Below are 19,083 nucleotides of genomic sequence, written 5' to 3'. Positions count from 1 at the left end.
AGGATTGATCAACTAGGTAGTCGTATTCGGCCCGGAGGATCATTTTTCCCGATATGTCGCAAGGAGCCTTACATTATCGATATCGAACATGCGGTGTATGTGAGCCGTGGGGCCTTAGACATCGTTCGCCTCCATTAGTATTCGCTAGCAAGCATGATGGTCAGCACCCGCCGCGTCACGGCTGGATTGTCCGGATCGGGACTACCGAAGCGCAAATCGCGATCGTAGGCATCGATCTTCTAAAATACCTTTTCGGTCACAGTCCCGTTCGTCGGCAGAAGCGCAGAGACCATCACTGACCTTATAGATCGCCCCAAAGTCAGGCTCCTCGGAAGGGTCATTGTCCGGCGTGAATGCGTCGAAGGTCTCGACCAGTTAGCGAACCCGTGACTGATCCTCCTGCGAAAGGGTACGAAAACTCTCGGTAGAGACCGCAAATCAGGTCAAGCCTATCGCCTATCGCCTGCCGCCCTCGGTCGTTGAGGCGCGCAATCCGTTCGATGCGGGAAAGTGGGGCAGCGGTCATTACACTGCCCTCCCGCCGCATTCGCAAAGCTGAACCAGCTCGCCGAAATCCTCCTGCTCTCCAAGTTCCTCGGCCAGCCGCTGCACCGTCCCAAACGACAAGCCGTTCTCGTTTGCCAGCATCCGCAACCAGTCCTCGCGGCACTCGGCCCCGCAAGCCCGGTAGTTCAAGATCAGGTCACCCATTTTCTGCCCTCCTTCCGGCAAAGCCGCATTCGACATGCGACAAGCGGCCTGCCTTCCGGCGAGGATGGGAGGGGGAGGGAAAACCGGAATCGATGCTCTGGCGCGGGCCAGCGGGCACAGCCCGCCACTCGGGGGTGTCTATTCCGGTTTGGGGAACGAGAGGGCAAAGCCCTTGGCGTTCCTGCCCGGATCGCCCGGCGATTCAGCCAGAAACGGCACCCTTGCAACGGCGCGAAGCCGCCGGATGCCCTGTGCGCGCGCAAGTGCGCCAGCGGGCGTCGGGCAATGAGAGAGGCAAGAGTGCCAGCGGGTCAGTGCACGAAACGCCGCACCCTCAGGAGCGCGCAGCGCGGGACAGAGTGCGTCTGCCAGGTTCTCCCGCTCAGCCTCCTTGCTCCCGGTCGTCACCCGGATGGGCCGGGACTACAGGTCCGGTCCGCGCCAGCGGATAGAGCGGGTTGCCCGGCGGGCAGCCCTGTCGATGTCAATTCTCATTGAAGTTCTGCTGAATTGATTGTGACTTGAAATCGATCCACAGGTTCGGCATTCCGAATGCGAACAAATTGCGAACTTTTTGTTCCCGAGGGCTTGCCAAAAGGGATCAACGACGACACCATGTCGCAAACAGTCCCAGAGGTAATATGCTCAACGAATTTGCTGCTCTTCGTGTCCGCGCTGGCTTGTCTCACGATGATGTCGCCCGGATGACCGGCTACAGCGTGCGGCAGGTGCAGCGCTGGGAAGCCGGTGAGGGGAAGCCAAGAGAGGCAGCCGTCCGTCTTTTGCAGTCAATGGCAGCGGCAGGACCTGTCCAGTCAGGTGGCCGATTCAACTTCATTGATCTTTTTGCCGGCATCGGCGGCATTCGGAAAGGCTTCGACGCGATCGGCGGGCACTGCGTATTCACGTCTGAATGGAACAAATTTGCCCAGGAAACCTACGCCGCCAACTACCGGGATAACCACCCTCCGCACGGCGACATCACGACCATAAAGTCTGACGAGATTCCGGACCACGACGTATTGCTGGCAGGTTTCCCGTGTCAGCCGTTCTCGATCGCAGGTGTTTCGAAGAAGAATTCGCTTGGACGCAAGCACGGCTTCCTCGATGAAACGCAGGGAACCCTGTTCTTCGACGTGGCCCGAATTATCACGGCAAAGCGTCCTGCGGCGTTCATGCTGGAAAACGTCAAGAACCTCACGAGCCATGACCGGGGCCGCACGTTTGATGTCATTCTGCGGACACTGACCGAAGAGCTCGGTTACAAGGTCTGGCACAAGGTGATCGATGCTCAGCATTTTGTGCCGCAGCACCGCGAACGGATTGTGATTGTGGGTTTTCGCGAAGCCGTCCCCTTCAGCTGGGATGACCTGAAGCTTCCTCCGAAAGGCAGTGTCCGGCTGGGAAGCGTCCTCCATCCGGAGGACGGATCGGAAAAGGCGGAAGCACCTTATACGCTTGGGGCCAATGCCGCCGTGAACGGGAAATACACACTGACCGACAAGCTCTGGCAGTATCTGCAGGGCTACGCTGATAAACATAAGGCGGCTGGCAACGGCTTCGGATTTGGTCTGGTGACGCCCGATGATGTCGCCCGCACACTGTCGGCCCGCTACTACAAAGACGGCTCCGAGATTCTTGTCAGTCAGGGGCGGCGGAAGAATCCTCGCCGCCTGACGCCTCGCGAATGTGCGCGGCTGATGGGCTATGGTGACGACTTCCGTATCCCCGTCTCTGACACTCAGGCCTACAAGCAGTTCGGCAACTCTGTGGCAGTTCCGGTTTTTGAAGCGGTTGCCCGCATTATGCAGCCCCACATTCAGGCCCTGGTCGAGCCTGCCAGGGGAAGAAAAGCAGCCTGAGGCGTGGCAGACGTTCACAACGTCGCCACGCGCAGCCGGAACATGGCGGCGATCAGGGCGACAAATACGAAACCGGAATTGCTGGTCCGCCGGACCCTGCATGCCTTTGGTCTCAGATACCGGCTGCACGTCAGGGAACTGCCGGGTAAGCCCGATCTCGTCCTTCCGCGCTACAAGGCCGTAATCTTCGTGCATGGCTGTTTCTGGCATGGCCACGATTGCCATCTCTTCAGGATGCCCGCGACGCGACGCGACTTCTGGGAAGCCAAGATCAGCCGGAACGTCACGAATGATGAAAAGGCTGGAGCAGCATTAAGGTCAGCGGGCTGGCGCATTGGTGTTGTCTGGGAATGCGCATTGAAAGGCCGGACACGGCTCGATTTCACCCAAGCTATGCAGACACTTGCCAACTGGGTAAGATCAGCGGAGCCGTCGATCACGCTCAGGGGCAACTAATTGACCGGGTCACTTGGACAACTGCTGGATCTGTTGCGCCATCATGGCGCAACCCGCATCTATGCGAAGAAGCTTGCTCCGAACGACAATTCAAAGAATCAGGTCTACCTCGGCGGCGACTTTTCGGCCCTGAACATCATTCCGCACGGGAACATCTACAACGATGATGCTGAAATCGGCGGCGCGGTTCGCGACCGCGCGAAGGCAGCGGTCGATTTCTACTGGGTGGACGCAGATGGTGTTCACCATGCTCCCCACACCGGCCTGATCCTGTATCCCAAATATCCCGAAATTCGCATGTCAGGCTTTCTGAAGGGCTGCGCCTCGGCGCCTTCACAAATCATGCGGGTTCGCGATGAGGGCCGCGTGCTGTTTTTTGGCATTACCCGCTCGGGAGCGGTGCTTGGCTATGCGGCATCCGGTGACGACGCCGTTACCAGAGAGCTTGTCGCCCGCGACTGGCCAATGGTCGGCGTCTTCCTCGAACTGCCCCTGACGCTTCAAAACACAACGAGTCCCCGGGACCAGTTGCTGGCTGAGCTGCGTCGCATTTCCCGGATGCACTGGATTGCATCCCAGAAGCTGGCGGCTGACGGCACAAATGCACCCTACGCAGCCCGCAATGGCGGCGGTTACACCCTCGAAGCCGAACTGGGGATCACCCCCAACGGGTATGCGGAGCCGGATTTCCTCGGCTGGGAAGTCAAGCAGTTCGGAGTGCGTGATTTCGTGTCGTTCAGGCCCAAGTCGCCGGTCACGCTCATGACGCCAGAGCCAACCGGAGGAATCTACCGGACTGAGGGCGTTGGCGCTTTCATGCGGCGCTTCGGATATCCCGATCAGTCGGGGATTCCGGACCGGATCAATTTCGGCGGGCGCTATGACTGTGTGCGCCAGCACCATTTGCTGACCGGGCTGCGCATGACGCTTTCCGGATACGATGAAGCCAGTGGCAAAATCTCAGACCTTGATGGGGGGCTGTTCCTCATCAGCGACAGGGATGAAGTTGCCGCGACCTGGAGCTTCAAGGGGATGATGGCGCACTGGAACCGCAAGCATGCGCAGGCAGCTTATGTGCCATCGTTGTTTCAGACTCCGCCCCCCGAGTACAGTTACGGACCCGAAGTCCTGTTGTGCGAGGAAACAGATTTCCTGCTGTTCCTTCAGGCGTTTGCTACCGGCCAGGTGTACTATGACCCGGCGGTTAAGGTGGAAAATGCCTCTTCAGCAACACCTGAGATCAAGCGCCGGAGCCAGTTTCGCGTGGCGCATGGCGATCTGAAGAAACTCTATCGACGGTCTGAAACTGTCCGCTTGTAGAACGCCAGCGACATTGCGGATCAACCGAGACTTGCTCCCATCGCCCTCGACTTGCCGGTCTCGCGAGCGTCCAAACTGCTGGCCGCCTGCTTCTCACCCGCCCGCTCGGTGATCGCCCGGACAAGCCGCTCCCGGTCGTCGGTAACCACGATCGCCTCGTTCCTTGCCCGCGACAGCGCGACGTAGAGCATCTTCTGGTCGACCAGATTGGTCGAGCGGCTGTCGGCGTGGATCAGAACGCGGTCGGCGGTCTGGCCTTGAGCCGCATGTGCGGTCTGGACATAGGCGTGGCGCAAATTGGTGTCGCGAGGGTCGGATAGGTCGAGCCGCTGCTCGCGCCCATTGGCCAGCTTCACGGTCGCCTGACTGGCGGCAGGATCGATGCCGGTCACGGTCCCGCCAAGCCCGTTGATCCGTCCCGCATCGCGATCGTTGCGCGTAAACTGTACACGGTCACCCGTGCGCAATTCCATGGGTTTGGCCTCGAACACCTCGGCCTTGCCGGCACCCCATTGCCTGGGATGCCAGTCAATCGACCGTCCGTCCCGGCTCGCGAGGGCGATACGGCCTCGCTCCGGATCGATGCTCACAATTGACAGGGCCTCGCCCCGGCGCACCGTCTTCGCAGCATAGTCACGGCTGAACCGGACGACATCGCCGATGCCATAGCTGGCCGCTTCGCGCGCCTCGGCGCGGGTCATGCCTTTGGCCTCCAGAGCGGCAAATTGCAGCTTCTGTGCGGAGAGTTCACCGCGCGATGCCAGTTGATCGCGGATCATCCCGGTGAGGGTGTCCCGCCCGTCACGCGAAGGCTCGATAACCAGCGTCTTCGCCCGCTCGGTGGATGACAAGGACAGGTAGTGACGCGCCATGACCTCAAAGCGGTCATGAGCATTGGCTGCCTCCAGCACTTTCCCGCCGCCGCGATCCAGCGCGGCAAGTGCCTTCGCGGCATGTCCTTCGATTGATGCCATGACGGCTTCGCGGGTGTCGGCATTGGTCTGCCGGACGACCTCGGCCAGTTTGGTGGTGGTCATGCCTGCCGCCTGCAACTGGGCGAAGGCAGCACCTGCACCGACCGATCCGAGCTGTTTCACGTCCCCGACGAGAACAAGCCGGGCTCCGGCCTTGTCGGCGCTGGTCATCAACTTCGCCATGTCGCTGGCCGAAAGCATCGACGCCTCATCGACAATCCAGACAGCGACCTTGCCGGACATGCGCCCCTCGGGTGTCAAAAGGTGCCGGGCAACGGTATCGCCGCGCAGGGAGAGCGCATCTCCAAGCACTGTTGCCGCCGATGCGGTTGGCGCAAGTGCTTTCACTGACAGGCCTGCGCGCTCTGCTTCGCGGGCATAGGTGGCCAGCACGGTCGTTGTCTTGGCCGTCCCTGCATAGCCCTGAACGGCAACAACCCGGTCCCTGGAAGTCAGCAGATCAGCGGTCGCGCGCTTCTGGTCCTCGGTCCAGACATAGCCGGATCGTCCCGACTGCCTAGCAGCGCGCTCAACCGCTCGCGCAGCCGCCATCGGACTGGCCAAGGATTCGGCCATGCCGCGCCCCGCCATTTCAAGCTGCAACATGGTGCGCTCGGTGGCGATGGCCTGCGGGGTGGTAAAGCCAGCGAGCTCCGCGCCGCGCCGGTCAAGAAATGCGCGAGGAATAAGGTCGCCGCGTTCCCCGGCATTGGCAATCGCCGCGCTGATCTCAGCGTGCCCGACCTTGCCGAAGGCAAAATCCCCGGCCTCGCGGGCCAGCGTGCTCGCCGAGAACACGGCTTCGCGTTCGGAGAGCTTGGCTGCGGCGAATGCTACCGCCTGACGCGCCAGGATTTCGGGACTGGCTGTTGCCTCGCTCTGCGCTGCGCGTTCCCTTGCACCGGAAACTAGCTTGTCTCGGGCTCCGGCATCGAGTCCGTTTGCATCGGCTGTGGCCAGCCAGTCGGCGCGCAATTCGCGGATATCGGCATGGGTCTTGGCCTCGCGGGTATCGAGTGCGGCAATCTGCTTCTCGGCAGCGCTCGCCTCCTCCCGGCTTGTACCGCGTTCGGCAAGCCGGGCATCGATCGCCGCGGTCCGCTGGCTCAGCGCCTCAATGACCTTGTCTGGCACGCCTGCGATTTCGAACATCGCATCCTTGCCAGGCTCGATGCGGTAGCCCAATTTCGCAACCCCATGCGCCAGTTCCTGCCGGTAGATCGCGCCGATCTCCTTCTGAAGCTGATAGAAGGCGCGCGGCTCAAGACTCCGCCATTTGCCGTCCTTGTCCTGGGTGGCGTTGATCACGACGGCATGGGTGTGGAGCTGGGGATCCTGTGCCCGGCTTGTTGCGTGCCGGAAAGTGGCAATGGCAAGATTGCCGGTGGTCTCACGCCGGACTGTGCCGCTGTCGCGAATGCGGGTCGCAGACATGTGCTTTTCGACATGGGCCAGTGTCGCTTTCACCGCAGCGCCGTGGGCCGCGATTAGCCGCTTGTCGCCTGCGACTTCGGCCATGATCGATACCGACTTGGGTGCGGACAATGTAATGTCCCAACCGGGGCGGTGCTCGGTCTTCCCATCACGCGTCGTGCCCAGCTGTCTACCGCCAACCTGCCCTTCCAGCAGCGCCGCAAACTGTTCGCGGTCGACTTCGCCTTCCAGCCCAAGGGCACTGGCGGCCTCGCCGAACCATTCGGATGGGGCAAGGCCGCCCTCGGCATAGTAGTCGTCAGCCTCGTAGTAGCTGGCGGCTTGGCCTGCACTGATCAAAGCCGAGACCGATGCAACCATCACACCGGTCCGGGCTTGGTGTCGGGTGCTGCCGCCTCGGTGATCTCGCTGACCTTGCTCCACAATGTGTCGGCAAGATCGCCCGGCACGAAGGCGGGCTCGCGGGGCGGACCGCGCCGTTTGATGTGATCGTCGGTCAGACTGATCCGCGCAACCGGCAGGCCATCGGGGAGCAGAAGATAGCCCTGGTAAGGCGGCAGCCGCAGTTCGCTTTCGAGCACGGCGGGACGGAACTGACGCTGCGTCGCGATGGAAATGCGCGGACGTTCGTTGCCCATGGACAACGTGTCGGTCGCGCTGCGCAGCTCGATCTCGCACTGGCCGATCGTTTCGCTCGCCCACTCGCGGGTTTCGCGATCGACAGTCTGGAGGAACAGCTTGTTGTTGCAGCAGGCGAGCATGGCCTCGGCAATATTGTCGCCGTAGCGGTGGCGCATCTGTCCGAGCGCCTGAAAGGTGAGCACGATCGCCGACCCGAACTTGCGACCTTCGGGCAGCAGCCGTGCGAGAGTATCGACGCGCGGCAGGTCGGCAAGCTCGTCCAGCACGAACCAGATGCGCCGCTCAGGTGATGGCGGGAGACCAAGAACCGCGCTGGCCGCGCATTCGAGCCAGCAGGACATGAGAGGCTTGGCCGCCTCGAAGAAGTCCTCCTTTCGGGGGACGAAGATCCAGGGCTTCGCACCGGGATTCTTGTCGAGCCCGGCGATGTAGTTGCGAAAGGAGAACCGCTCGCAACCCTTGTCGTGGGCCTTGAGAAACTGGATCAGGTTCGCGGCCTTGGTGAGCATGAACAGCACAGAGCCAGTGGCGCGGTCGGCATCGTCGGCAAAGGTCCGGGCCGATGAGGTATGGCCCAACCATTGCTTGAGCTGATCCTTGCTCTTGACCTGCAGGGCCTCGAGCAATGCCTCAAGACTGCAATTCTTCTCTGCCCACAGCTTGCGCAGCATGTTGGCGACCAGGATGCGGCTCGTCTCAAGCCAGACATCATCGTCCTGGCTGCTGGTTTCGGAGACAAGCTGGCGGGCGATCCGGTCGGCGTCAGCGGGGTGCGATATCTCGTCGAACGGCGACCAGAACGAGCAGCGACCATCGAAGGGATTAAGGATGATGTCGCCGCGTGCGCGGCAGTAGTAGTTGGCGATGAACTCGCCACTGGTGTCATAGACCAGTGCCGGATCACCGCGCTGTTCGATGTCGTCAAGCATCTGGCGCAGGGCAGTGGTCTTGCCGCTGCCGGTGGTGCCGATCATGGCGAAGTGCCGGGTCTCGTTGCGGCGCGGGATGGGGACCCGGCCGATACATATCGCACTCTTGCCGGCGAGCGGAGTTAGCAGCGCAACCGCCTCGGCCTCGTTCACAACACGGGTTCCGCCAATGACCCGATCAGCGAGCGTATCCTCTCCCTGTTTCGCCATGCTGTCCTTGATCAGCTCGACGACCAGCAGGCCGAGCAACAGGCCCAGGAAAGCACCGCCAAGCAGGGTCCATTCGGTCCTCGCAAAGATTGCGGCATTGAACGGCTCGTTGACAAAGGCATGGGAGGAAACAGTCCAGGTCTGACCGTCCAGCGAGACGTTCATCTTGATGTCGCGGCTGGCTAGATCACCCAGCAGCACCAGCACCTTGCCGAGCAGATATTGGAGCGAGATTTTGATCTCGGCGGGGTCCAGAACGAACTGCGCTGCGATCAGGGAACCGGCTGCGGTACAACCCAGAATGAGCTGCCAGTAGAAGCGCCAGCGCTCCTGCAAACGGGCGAGGCGAACACGCCAGAGCGCGTGAGCGCGGGCGCTGAAATCGAGATTGTGGGTCATGGTTCTTGCTCCTGGGCGAGCGAGCGCTGGCGCTCGAACGCGGCGCGGGCTTCCGCAGCGATCACCTCGTCCGGCTTGCGAGATTGAAGGGCAGCGTGGCGGGCGTAGGCATAGGCCGCGCAAGCGGTGAACAGGGCGCGGTCGAGCACCCTTTCCAGGTCGGCAATGCGGCCAGAAATCGCCCCGACCTCGTTGGCGATCTCGCGGGTGTCAGCCTCCCGATCGGTGCCGTGCAGCACCGCCAGGAAGCCCGCCTCGATGATCCGCTGAAGCATCGCATATTCGCTGAGGCTGCGCCGCCCGGCGATGCCGGACAGGGTCCGGGCTTGGGATGGATTGAGGCGGACGGTGCGCTTGCTCGCGGTCAGCATGGCCACTTCCTGAGCGCGCTCCGGGCGCGCTCCCGGATCGGCGCAGTCGCGTCACGTCCGGCTGAGACCATTGCCGGGCGCGCCATTGGCACGCCCGGCGACCGGCGGTTTTGCTCGCTGCACGCGTGCGTGGGGTGTGTAACTGAAATGCCGCCTCGATGCGCAGCATCGCAGGCATCATTTCTTTCCGGTTGATGGGCCAGAAAAGTCATCAGCCGAACTCCCCGATGTCCGGGAGAGCGCCCGCGAACGCGCGAATTTCATCGACCACTGCTGCGTCCGCAGCGGCCCGGTCGGTGAACGACTTTTCGGGGTGCGCGGGGACGAATTCGAAGTCCCGTCCGGCCATCCAGGTATGGACTGTTTCGTCGACTGCCTCGCGCAGCTTTTCGCGCAGATCGAAGGCTTCCGCCGGACTGATCCGGGTCCATTCAATCTGGCGCTCGATGAACCCTCCGAGAGGGTAATGCAGGCCATCAATTCCGACCGGCGGTCCTTCAAACTGAATGTTGAATTCGGCACCTCTGAACCGGTCGAACATGGGGCGGTCGAAGTAAAGCCAGTCGAGAATGAAATGCCGGTACCAGGCACCATCGAGGCCGGGGCGGCTTAGCCGCCGGACGAACTCGTCGATCATGAGCTGAACGAAGCTATCGCAGGTTTCTCTTGAGAAGATGACTCCCTCTTCGGGAGCGGATTTGTCGGACATGGGAAGGAGCTTTCTGCGGGCCACTGCCCGCGTAATAAGGCTCAGTAGCGGACCAGCGGCAGGGCGCTGATCCATGCGGTGATGTCGGATGCGCGCCAGCGGATGCGGCCAGCGCCAAGGTCAACCGGGGCCGGGAAACGGCCCTTCTGGACCCGCCGCCAGATGGTCGAGCGGCTCCGTATGCCAGTGAGGCGAAGCACCTCCTGGCAGGTCAGCAATTCGGGGGTATTCATGTCACGTTCCTTGGGAGGGAGGGGTGTCACAGGGACCGGTTTGCCCGGTCACGAGGAAGCTTGCGGGCGGCGCGATCCCGCCGATCCTGAAGGCGGGAAAGCGACTTTCCTCGAAACAGGAACACCCCGTTCCCTGTGACGAGTTGATGGCTAAATCCGATTCGTTCTGTAGGAAAGAACAAAAATAGAACAAAACGCGTTGCGCAATGCCTTCGAGACGACATGGGAACGCATGCGGACGAATGGGAACGCAAATGGACCAGAGAAATTTTTGAGAGGGGGCTCCAGTTGGTTACGAATCCGCTGCTGTGCGCTACATTTACGCTCCTTCGCGCACCCTTTGCGCCGAATCACGTCAATTGGGCGTGTTTTCGATTGAACCAGGCCTCGTTGGCAAACTCTTCACCGAGTGCGGCGAAAAATCCTATGCAATCTCCATTTCGCCGGTCGCCGCTCGAGGGAAATTTTAGGCCGCCTGGAAGCTCAAGTTCGTTCATGTCGTTCCCAAGGGATTATCCGGAGCTGTCAGCCCGATGAACTGCTCTCTAAACGGCAGAAATTCACCTTGGGTGCGCATTGTCGACTGGCAAGCGACTGCCACTTGGCCAACGTGGCCGAGCGGCGTTCTCGGTAAGTCTGCCGATCGACGAGGTTGCGCTCGTAGTGGACCGAGGCGAATTAATGCGCTGTCTTCATCCACAAGCAATGCATCTCCCGCTTCGTCGTCACGAAGCTCTCAAGGCTTTGACCCTTGTGATAGACAGCCCGCCACAAGGAGGTCATCTCGCCATTGAGCCTGAAGTAAATCTCGTTCGAGTGCCAGCGCCACTGCCGCTAGCCTCGCATATGGCTTACCCGCTAGCAGCGGATGTCGGCGGCGATCAGTAGACCGAACTGGGTCCACCAAAGCTTTACCATCTCATGGCATAGATCGATGCCGCGCTCGAAGAGTAGATTTTAAACATTCCGCAGGCGCAGCGGGAAGCGAACGTACATCATGACCACAAGGCGGATTACCTCGGCCACGGATGAAAATCGCGAAACGGATTATGTGGCTCAAGACCACGTGCCATTGGCTCTACTCACCTATCGCGCTGCGCCAATCCGGTGCAACCCCTTTGAGAGGGTCATCGCGATTACGAGAAGCTTGACTCTCACCGGCAGTTCCGCTCCGTCACGAACTTCAGATTGAGGGGGAGCAACATGAACAGTTCTGCTGGCGCCGCTAGTCATGTTCAGCCGGCTAATCTTGATTTTAGCTGGGTCGATCAATTGTTTCAAAGTGGTGTCAACACTGTGATACTTTGGGTTCTCGTTCTCGCGACGTTGTTCCAAGTTCTCGAGATGGTCGGGTTCCTTCCGGCTTGGGCATCAAAATGGATAAACCGGAATAGACTTCGCGAGACTATGCGTATTCTTAGAGAATTCGGAGTGGACGTCGACACGCCGAAACGAGCCAACCAAGCGGCACGACTGGAACAGATCGCTGGCGACAATCTTGCCGAGCGCGTGCACAAACGGCTGGCGACGACGAAGATCGGACACAAGGTCGTGGTGGGATCGCAGGTTGCGGTAAAGGGAGAGCACTATTTCGACCTGATGGGCGCGACGGCGGACCTGAGCCTGGCGCGCGTGTTCGCACGCGACCTTTCTGCGCTGTGGCGGACTCTGACCGGCGTAGGGGGTACGATCGCGAACAGTGAATTCGATTTCGTGGTCACGCCCAAGAGTGGTTCACCACTCCTGGGAGCGTGCTTCGCGGAATTGCTCAAGAAACCCCTGCTGCTTCACAACCCGGACCATAAGTTCAGGTCCGACCCGACCGATCCTCGCGCGATGTTCGATTTCGCCGAGCTGCCTGCGTTAGGAAGCAAAGGGCTGATAGTGGACGACAGCAGCACGGGCGGAGGAAAGGCCTTACGCCTCATCGACGATCTGCGAGCATGCGGATGGGAAGTCAGTGATTTTCTGGTCGTGTTCGAGCCGCAACTGAAGGTGAAAACGGGCGACAATGCCGCGGCTCGCCTCGCTCCTAAGGGGGTCACGCTTCATTCAATCGTGACGACGTGAGCCGATGCTGAAGGCGATCGTCACCGGAGCCTATTCTACCGGAAAATCCACCCTGATCCGCGCCCTTGGCACCGAATTGCGCAAAGATGGGCTGAAGATCGTCGAACTCCCCGACCTCGCCCGGTCTTGTCCTTTCCCCCTCAACGAGGCGCAGACCCATTCCGCGAGTTTATGGCTGTTGACCACGCAGATTTCCCGGGAAATCGAAGCGTCACGCGGTACCGAGACAATCATGCTGTGCGACCGCGGCGTGCCCGACATCCTCGCACATTATGGCGAGCACGTTCAATATGAGGATGATCCGTGGTTCACCTCCGTGAGCCCGCTTTCGGAACGATGGATTTCAACCTACGATGTCGTCCTGTTCTCGCAGGTAGACGAGAATATCCCCATCGCCGTTGATGGCCTGCGATCAGAAGATCCGTCCTACAGACGACTGCTAGGCGCGCGTGCAACAGAGGTTCTCTCGACCCGAGCCGATGCCGTCGTCCTCGCGCACGACCCTGCGGAACGCGTTCATCAGGCGCGCGAAGCTATCTGGCTGGCGCTTTTGTGGTCGCGAAGCTCGCAGAGCCTGTGAATGACCAAATCTACGATCTCGGAGGCAATCTCGAGTGGAGCGCGGAGCTGATCGTCCTTGATGGTCTGGACAGTTCGCCAAGGTCCCGACAATCCCAGTTCGGCGATCGCCGAATAGTTCAGACGAACCGCACGCTGAAGCGCCATGTCCGCTTCATGCTCATCGTATTGACGATCGGTGTAAGAGCGCTTGTCCTTCAGTTTCATCAGACGCTGCGCCGCATCCAAGGGCGTATCCAGATAGATCGACAGGTCAGGGGCAGGAACAGCGAATGCCTCGGTCTCGAGCGCGTAGATCCACCGCATGAGCGCAACGCTTTCCTCCGGCTTCACCTTCGAGGCCTGATAAACCATGTTTGAGGGTATGTACCGATCGAAGACCACGACATCGTGGGCTTTCGCCGCCTCGGCTATCACCGCGACGGACTCAAAACGATCGAGTCCGTAGAGCACGGCCGCAGCCTGCGGCGTAACTGGTACCGGCATGCGCCCTGACAGGAATTCGCCCAACGTCACGCCGCCGACTGTGTCCTTGTATCGAGGAAACGAGATAACCGTTGCCGACAGACCTCGCGCCAGCAGCGCTGCCTTGACATTCTCGGCCGCTGTCGCCTTTCCCGCCCCGTCAGCACCTTCGATTGCAACGAGCAGGCTCATGCTGCGGCCCGCGCAGACAGGTTGTGATAGCCCGCCAACACAAAGCGCACGAAGCGCTCGCTCGCATCCGTCGCTTTAGCCAGTGCAACGATCCGCTCCGATCTCATCGCCGCCGGGAGGAACAGAAGACTATCGCTGCAATCTCGTGCATAAAGGAAGATGCGGAGCAGAGCTGCCAGCGAAGTGGGCCCATCGCGTCGCGCCAATGACGCCCCTTCTACCGCAAAGCCGACGGCAACGTCGTCATAATGAATAGGGGTGTCCGATTTGTCAGTCGCAACGAATTTCAGTTTCAGGCCATTGATGAGAATGTCTTCCTCACCAACGCTGTCCGGCGCGCCTTCCAGCAGAGCTGAAAGATGGATTATTGCGGCCTCGCGGATCTCCTGCGCCGTCATGCTCGACGCGACGGCGTCGGCCGATGGCGAACTTGCGTCTGATTCAGCGATGCGATCAATGGCGTCGTTCAACAATTTTCGAAGTCCTTTCGTAGCGGTCTGTAGCATAGCTCCGTTTCAAGTCATCCGCCATCTTGGCCGTCACACTCTGCTACCATCATGTTGATCCTAGCCTGCCCTGGCCTCGCCGGCCCGCTGCAGGCGGCCTACGCCGAATTTGGAGAGATGGTGCATAGCGACGACGTGCTGCCGGGCCCTCCGGAAACACCGCCTGGTGCTTTGCAACCCGACCCGAAACGCTACTTGGAATTCGCGGAGCGTGCGACGGATGTTCCGCTTGCACTGGTGGAACTGCGGCGGGTATTGATCGCCAGGCTGGACGTCTGCGCGCGCGCGCTTGAGGAAGTTACGACCACCGGGTTGACTGGCCCTCTCGCTCTCATGATGGATCGTTGCGATGGTCCAGTATTGCGGATGACATGGTACCCACCGGGATATGTGGGAGAAGTGAATCAACCCCACACCGACATCGACCTATTCACGATCTTGCCGGCCGCCACGCAACCGGGACTGCAGAGACGCGCGGGCGATCAATGGCTTCCCATTGCGATCGGCAAAGATGAGGTTGCCGTGATGACGGGCGAGATCCTGCAAGAGCTTGGCGTTGCGCCAGCGATTGAACACCGCGTCCTAGGGAGCGGCCAACAGCGGATGTCTGTTTCACTGTTCGTGAACGCCGACCCGGACCTCGTCGTTCGCCAGGATGTTCGTGCAGGCGATCTGATGAAGCGGCGATTTCAATCGGTGCGACAGGTGGGTACGTAAGATGAACGATCCCCTGCCACGAATACAGTCCGCTAGCCTTATCGTGCTACATCGATCGTCTCCGAAGCTGCTATGCGTTCTCCATCCTACCTTCAAGAAATGGATGTTTCCGGGGGGCAAGGTCGAAGCTGGCGAGTCGCCTCATGATGCCGTGCTGCGCGAGATAGCCGAAGAGGTCGGCCTGTCGATCGTTTTGTCGGATTTCTCGGACCTTCCCCTCTGGGAACACGAAGGAAATGTCCGTTTGCCGCAACCACTGGCGATCATCCAGGAAACGACCTCCGATGGCTGCGCGATGTACGTCGACTTCGTCTTCGTCGGTGTCAGTCGCGAGACGACGCCGAGGCTCAAAAGCGAGGTGATGGAAGCTAACTGGTTTGACTATGCAGCACTGACCCGTCTCGACACTGCGTTTCCCATCAAGCAAATGGCGGCGGAGGTATTTGAACGAATCGACGTAATTCGTGCCAGCACACTCCCAATTCGTCGCGGTACGAATAATCTGTGAATGACAATGCCTTAAAACCACATCGTGTGAAATTTCGAGAAAGAGAAAATCTATGTCCGAAACTGGCAAGTTCTGCTGTTTCAACTGTCCTGACAACGGTCAGGAATTGAAGCGGCTGAGCGACCGGTGTCCTGACTGCGGCCGCGAATACGACTTTCCGCTGACCTCGACGCCGACATCGATCGGCGATTTCGACGTCGAACGGCCGCTCGGGCGCGGTTTCTACGCCGCGACCTTCGTCGCCCGGCCGAGGACCGGCCTCAACCGCGCCTTGCGGGTCCTCAAGGTCGCGCCGGTCGCCATGTACGAAAAGTTCGACAAGGACTTTGCAGCTGAGTCCGCGCGCCACTCGGAGGTTGCCGATGGCGCGGATCATGTCGTGGCCGTTGACGACATCTTCGACGCGGACATCGACTTTGCGGGCCTCGTCCTGCGCTGCCATGTCGCGGTGCTTCAGTTCGTTGATGGCGACACCCTTGCAAAATATCTGTCGGGCGCGCGACCGCTAACGGCGCCGGAGGCCGCGCAGATCGCCTGCGACCTGTTCCGGATGAAGGAGGAGTTTGAGCGCCTTCTGGTCAACCACAACGACCTGCACGCGGGCAATATCATCGTCGAGGAGCTTCCACCCGGGCGAAGACGTGCCGATGCAATCGAGCCCGCTATCCGGGCCGTAGCGATAGACCTAGGTTCGGTCGCCGGCGATCGGCGGTCCGGGGGCGGCTACACGGGTGACCTGCACTGGATCGGACATCATATTCTCGCGATGGCCGACCGGCTCCTGTCCGGCGGCGATACCGCACCTGATCTGGACAAGCGCATCGGGCTGAAGCTGCACGGGATCGCTCAAGGCCTGGCTACCGCGACCGAGAACCAGCGGACACCTGTGGCCTCCGACATGATTACCGGCATCCGCGAGCAATACCATCGTACCGCGGAAGCATGGCGTCCGTGGCGAAATCAAACCGTCCTGCGCACTTTCGACCAATCCTACAACGCACAGACGCTCGATGCTTGGTATGTGCCGCAGCTGATCGTCGATCCCGACGGAGCTTGGTTGAGGAAAGTCAGTTCGCCAGGCCCTCTCGTTATGACGGGAATGCGTGGTTGCGGAAAGACCATGCTGCTCCATTCGTTGCAGTTTCATGCCCGCGCCGCTGTCCTTCCGAAGGAGGAAGATGCGGCCGCCCTGAAGCGGGTGAAAGAGGACGGGTACGTCGGCCTCTTTGTCTCAGCCCAACGGCTGATCCCTGTCGATCCTCGAGCCGACCGGCCTTCGACCGAGGAACTTTTCGCTCGCCTGCTGGTCGCCTACGCGGCCCAGGCGGCGAGAGCGATGGCTCATCTCGAGGATCTTGCCAAGGATGCCATGGCGTTCGACGCGGGCGCCGGACTTCTCCATGCAGTCTGCGAATCACTCGCACCGCGACCTGAACTCGAACAGCCATCCACGATCGAGCATCTCGAGCGATGTCTAAGCGACCTGCTGATCAGGGTCAGCCGCAGCGATTCTGGTTTGCGGTTGGCAACCAATCCTAACACCGCGTTTCCTCTGCTCGCAGACGCGATCCGCAAAGCGGCCCCGATCTGGCACGATGCGCAGATCCTCTTCCTCCTCGATGACGTCTCGACACGCTACCTCGATGCCGATCGCATCGAGGAACTGCTCTCGGCGCTGCTGTTTCAGCACTCTCATTGCGCATTCAAGCTAACCTCGGAAGCGCAGACGATCTTCCTCAGCCTCAAGTCTCCTGGGCAGGTTCACCCGGCTGCTGCCGGCCGCGATTTCACGACGTTCGATCTGGGCGCCGAAGTGCAGACCCGGCTGAAAGATCGAAGCGGCAAGACCTTCGTCACCGAGATTCTCGATGCACGCGCCCGGCTGTTTCCTGGGCATCCCGGGCAAAGCTCCGCAAACGTGCTCGGAGATAAGGATCTCGAGTCCATAGCCCGCGCTATAGCCGAGACGCGTACACGCTCGCGAGAGCGCAAACGGCTTTACCATGGACTTCGGGCGCTGGCGGGCGTCTGCGTCGGAGACATCGGCGCGGTGATCCAAATATATCAGGAAATCCTCACCGGTAGCGGAATCACGCTGCCGGTGCAGCCGGAACGACAGCATGAGGTGTTTCAGGATTTCTGCGCGCGCCACCTTTACAGCCTCGACCGCAGAGGCAGCGATCTCAAGCTGGTAGCGCTTCAGTTCGCGGAGGCTTCGCATCAGCTGCTGATCGAGTCCGGGCGGGAGAAGCCGACGGGCAGGATCAGGCAGTACACCTCACTCTATGTGCGAGTGACCGCAGGCGAATTGCAGGAACAGATGACGAGGCTACGCGAGCTGGTCGATGCTGGCGTGTTCGTGTTCACAGGAGGCACCGCCCGGACTAAGACGCACGATTCCGATCCGGTCCAGCAGTTCAAGCTGACGTTTCGAAAAATCTACGGCCTGGCAAACTTCATCGGACTGTCCGATCGTGACCGGTTCGAGCTGTCGGGCGAAGATTTGCAGCGATGGCTCAAGGAGCCGACGGCGGGACGGGAAATTCTCCTGCGCAACCTTTCCACTGCTGCGCCCGAGAGTGAGGACGAACCTTCCTCAGATGACATAGCGGAACGGCCAATCGAACATGCCCTAAGGGCGACGCCGGAGAGCCAGGCGACGCAGATGGACCTGCTGGCCCAGCTCGACAGTTCCTCCGGACCTTCTGACCAGGATAGCCTGCAGATGGTCTTTCCGTCGGCGCCGACCGTGCATGAAGTGGCTTCTGAGGACCTGGCAAAAACAGCCGTAGACGACCTCATCATCGGGTTAGGATTCGAGGACAGAACTCCGGAATCCTTGATGAGGACATTGACTAGGTTGAGACCTCGACGGGTGATTGCCATCCGGTACGACAATCCAGGGCACGGTGACGACATGCGCAAGGCTATCACTGACCGGGGCATTTCTCTGGAGGAGGTTGCCTATTCGGACTTTTCCGACAGTTCCGGCCCGGCGCTCGAGGGTCGCACGATGGTCGACATCACCGGCTTGGCAAAGCCCGCCCTGTTTACTGCGGTTCGCGCGGGCCTTCGCGCGGAAAGGGATCTCGTCATCGCCTACACCGGCGCGGACGAATACTATCCGCTCGAAGAGGACCTTCGCAAGGTTCTCGAAGCCTACGGCGCTTCGGATCCCCATCAGCTGCTGACCGCGCTGCGAGGCGTGCTGACGGGCGAGAGAGGCCCCTATCAATTGCTTCCCCTTCTCGCCGCCGAGACTGATGGGACCAGGCTGCGCGCGCTTTCTGCCTTCGCCTCGCCGCGCCATGAACGATTGTTGCACTTGGCGGCAGCGCGCGAATATGACGCTGTCCAGATTATTACCGACATTGCCGAAACCTCGAGGGCACGGGTCGGCGGGATCGCAGCCCGGGTCGCGCTTGAGGATACGCCGGGCGGCGTCATTGCATCCGCAGACGCCGGAAATCTCGGCGAGCTCGTCAACAGCCTCGCCCGGCAGCACGAGCGCTGGTTCATCCGCAGCGGCCTCGACTTCGAGATCGGTCTCACGGGCAACAAGATGCAAGCGGCCGCGGCTGCGATCGTCGCTGCGGCACTGCCGGTCAGCCAAGTTTGGTATGTCAAGCCAGAGACCTTCGACCAGCCGAGGTTCACCCGCGGCGTCACCCGATCGCGCTATTTCAGCGTCGCATGCGGCCGGGCCGACCATCGCAACCAATAGGCACTCGACAAGCCGGCATGCGCTCCGGTACTCTTTTGTGCTTTGCAGCAAGTCTCAAAGACAGGCACGGGG

Annotated in this window: 19 protein-coding genes; 8 read left to right on the top strand and 11 right to left on the bottom strand. The window is 60.7% G+C overall.

The genetic code is table 11. From position 1 onward, the window contains the following. Positions 1–134: 134 nt before the first annotated feature. The 3 genes from MNBBLIKP_RS18365 to MNBBLIKP_RS17195 form a co-directional block, all read right to left on the bottom strand. Positions 135–236: a DUF3768 domain-containing protein gene (locus MNBBLIKP_RS18365; protein ID WP_254913113.1), complete on the bottom strand. Its 102-nt coding sequence runs from the start codon at positions 234–236 to the stop codon at positions 135–137. Further along, positions 202–375, bottom strand: a complete 174-nt coding sequence (locus MNBBLIKP_RS18410; protein ID WP_369678922.1) for a DUF3768 domain-containing protein — start codon at positions 373–375, stop codon at positions 202–204. Before MNBBLIKP_RS18410 ends, MNBBLIKP_RS18365 begins: the two co-directional genes overlap by 35 nt. A 150-nt stretch (positions 376–525) precedes the next feature. After that, complete coding sequence (locus tag MNBBLIKP_RS17195; protein WP_088311493.1) at positions 526–711, bottom strand: hypothetical protein; 186 nt, start codon at positions 709–711, stop codon at positions 526–528. Positions 712–1,352: 641 nt separating this feature from the next. Between MNBBLIKP_RS17195 and dcm the strand changes: the two genes are divergently transcribed. From dcm to MNBBLIKP_RS17180, 3 genes are read left to right on the top strand one after another with little or no spacing between them, the layout of a single operon-like run. Continuing rightward, a complete protein-coding gene (gene dcm / locus MNBBLIKP_RS17190; RefSeq protein WP_088311492.1) occupies positions 1,353–2,573 on the top strand; it encodes a DNA (cytosine-5-)-methyltransferase in 1,221 nt (406 codons plus the stop codon). Between the two features lie 3 nt (positions 2,574–2,576). After that, positions 2,577–3,029 carry a very short patch repair endonuclease gene (locus tag MNBBLIKP_RS17185; protein WP_088311491.1) on the top strand — a complete coding sequence of 151 codons (453 nt, stop codon included), beginning with the start codon at positions 2,577–2,579 and terminating at the stop codon, positions 3,027–3,029. Beyond that, the gene (locus tag MNBBLIKP_RS17180) at positions 3,030–4,349 is read left to right on the top strand and encodes an MvaI/BcnI family restriction endonuclease (protein ID WP_088311490.1); all 1,320 of its coding nucleotides are present in this window, start codon (positions 3,030–3,032) and stop codon (positions 4,347–4,349) included. It begins immediately after the preceding gene. A gap of 20 nt (positions 4,350–4,369) precedes the next feature. On the opposite strand, the gene mobF is transcribed toward MNBBLIKP_RS17180, so the two are convergent. The 6 genes from mobF to MNBBLIKP_RS18360 form a co-directional block, all read right to left on the bottom strand. Continuing rightward, positions 4,370–7,117 carry a MobF family relaxase gene (mobF, locus tag MNBBLIKP_RS17175; RefSeq protein ID WP_088311489.1) on the bottom strand — a complete coding sequence of 916 codons (2,748 nt, stop codon included), beginning with the start codon at positions 7,115–7,117 and terminating at the stop codon, positions 4,370–4,372. Beyond that, on the bottom strand, positions 7,117–8,937 hold the full coding sequence (locus MNBBLIKP_RS17170; protein WP_088311488.1) for a type IV secretion system DNA-binding domain-containing protein: 1,821 nt from the start codon (positions 8,935–8,937) through the stop codon (positions 7,117–7,119). The genes mobF and MNBBLIKP_RS17170 overlap by 1 nt, the downstream gene beginning before the upstream one ends. Then, positions 8,934–9,308: a hypothetical protein gene (locus tag MNBBLIKP_RS17165; protein ID WP_088311487.1), complete on the bottom strand. Its 375-nt coding sequence runs from the start codon at positions 9,306–9,308 to the stop codon at positions 8,934–8,936. Before MNBBLIKP_RS17165 ends, MNBBLIKP_RS17170 begins: the two co-directional genes overlap by 4 nt. 211 nt (positions 9,309–9,519) lie before the next feature. After that, positions 9,520–10,017, bottom strand: coding sequence for a hypothetical protein (locus MNBBLIKP_RS17160; RefSeq protein ID WP_140420651.1), 498 nt, complete (start codon positions 10,015–10,017; stop codon positions 9,520–9,522). A gap of 41 nt (positions 10,018–10,058) precedes the next feature. Further along, the gene (locus MNBBLIKP_RS17155) at positions 10,059–10,250 is read right to left on the bottom strand and encodes a helix-turn-helix transcriptional regulator (protein ID WP_088311485.1); all 192 of its coding nucleotides are present in this window, start codon (positions 10,248–10,250) and stop codon (positions 10,059–10,061) included. A gap of 678 nt (positions 10,251–10,928) precedes the next feature. Beyond that, complete coding sequence (locus tag MNBBLIKP_RS18360; RefSeq protein WP_254913108.1) at positions 10,929–11,033, bottom strand: hypothetical protein; 105 nt, start codon at positions 11,031–11,033, stop codon at positions 10,929–10,931. A 420-nt stretch (positions 11,034–11,453) separates the two neighbouring features. Between MNBBLIKP_RS18360 and MNBBLIKP_RS17145 the strand changes: the two genes are divergently transcribed. Both MNBBLIKP_RS17145 and MNBBLIKP_RS17140 read left to right on the top strand, forming a co-directional pair. After that, a complete protein-coding gene (locus MNBBLIKP_RS17145; RefSeq protein WP_140420650.1) occupies positions 11,454–12,320 on the top strand; it encodes a hypothetical protein in 867 nt (288 codons plus the stop codon). A 4-nt stretch (positions 12,321–12,324) separates the two neighbouring features. Further along, positions 12,325–12,900, top strand: coding sequence for an AAA family ATPase (locus MNBBLIKP_RS17140; protein ID WP_088311483.1), 576 nt, complete (start codon positions 12,325–12,327; stop codon positions 12,898–12,900). Here the strand turns inward: MNBBLIKP_RS17140 and MNBBLIKP_RS17135 are convergent. Together MNBBLIKP_RS17135 and MNBBLIKP_RS17130 are read right to left on the bottom strand one after the other, a co-directional pair. Next, the gene (locus MNBBLIKP_RS17135) at positions 12,840–13,556 is read right to left on the bottom strand and encodes a thymidylate kinase (RefSeq protein ID WP_088311482.1); all 717 of its coding nucleotides are present in this window, start codon (positions 13,554–13,556) and stop codon (positions 12,840–12,842) included. The genes MNBBLIKP_RS17140 and MNBBLIKP_RS17135 overlap by 61 nt on opposite strands. After that, positions 13,553–14,029, bottom strand: coding sequence for a hypothetical protein (locus MNBBLIKP_RS17130; RefSeq protein ID WP_140420649.1), 477 nt, complete (start codon positions 14,027–14,029; stop codon positions 13,553–13,555). Before MNBBLIKP_RS17130 ends, MNBBLIKP_RS17135 begins: the two co-directional genes overlap by 4 nt. An 84-nt stretch (positions 14,030–14,113) precedes the next feature. On the opposite strand from MNBBLIKP_RS17130, the gene MNBBLIKP_RS17125 reads away from it, so the two are divergent. Genes MNBBLIKP_RS17125 through MNBBLIKP_RS17115 form a run of 3 tightly spaced genes read left to right on the top strand, consistent with a single transcriptional unit; the run spans position 14,114 to position 19,011 of the window. Further along, on the top strand, positions 14,114–14,779 hold the full coding sequence (locus MNBBLIKP_RS17125; RefSeq protein WP_088311480.1) for a 2OG-Fe(II) oxygenase family protein: 666 nt from the start codon (positions 14,114–14,116) through the stop codon (positions 14,777–14,779). Between the two features lies 1 nt (position 14,780). Further along, positions 14,781–15,287 (top strand): NUDIX domain-containing protein, encoded by a 507-nt coding sequence (locus tag MNBBLIKP_RS17120; protein WP_088311479.1) that lies wholly within the window; start codon positions 14,781–14,783, stop codon positions 15,285–15,287. A gap of 52 nt (positions 15,288–15,339) precedes the next feature. Further along, positions 15,340–19,011, top strand: a complete 3,672-nt coding sequence (locus tag MNBBLIKP_RS17115; RefSeq protein ID WP_088311478.1) for an ORC-CDC6 family AAA ATPase — start codon at positions 15,340–15,342, stop codon at positions 19,009–19,011. Positions 19,012–19,083 lie beyond the last annotated feature (72 nt).

It is taken from the genome of Novosphingobium sp. B 225 (assembly GCF_002198665.1).
Classification (GTDB): domain Bacteria; phylum Pseudomonadota; class Alphaproteobacteria; order Sphingomonadales; family Sphingomonadaceae; genus Novosphingobium.
This window is presented reverse-complemented; position numbering and strand designations above follow the sequence as displayed.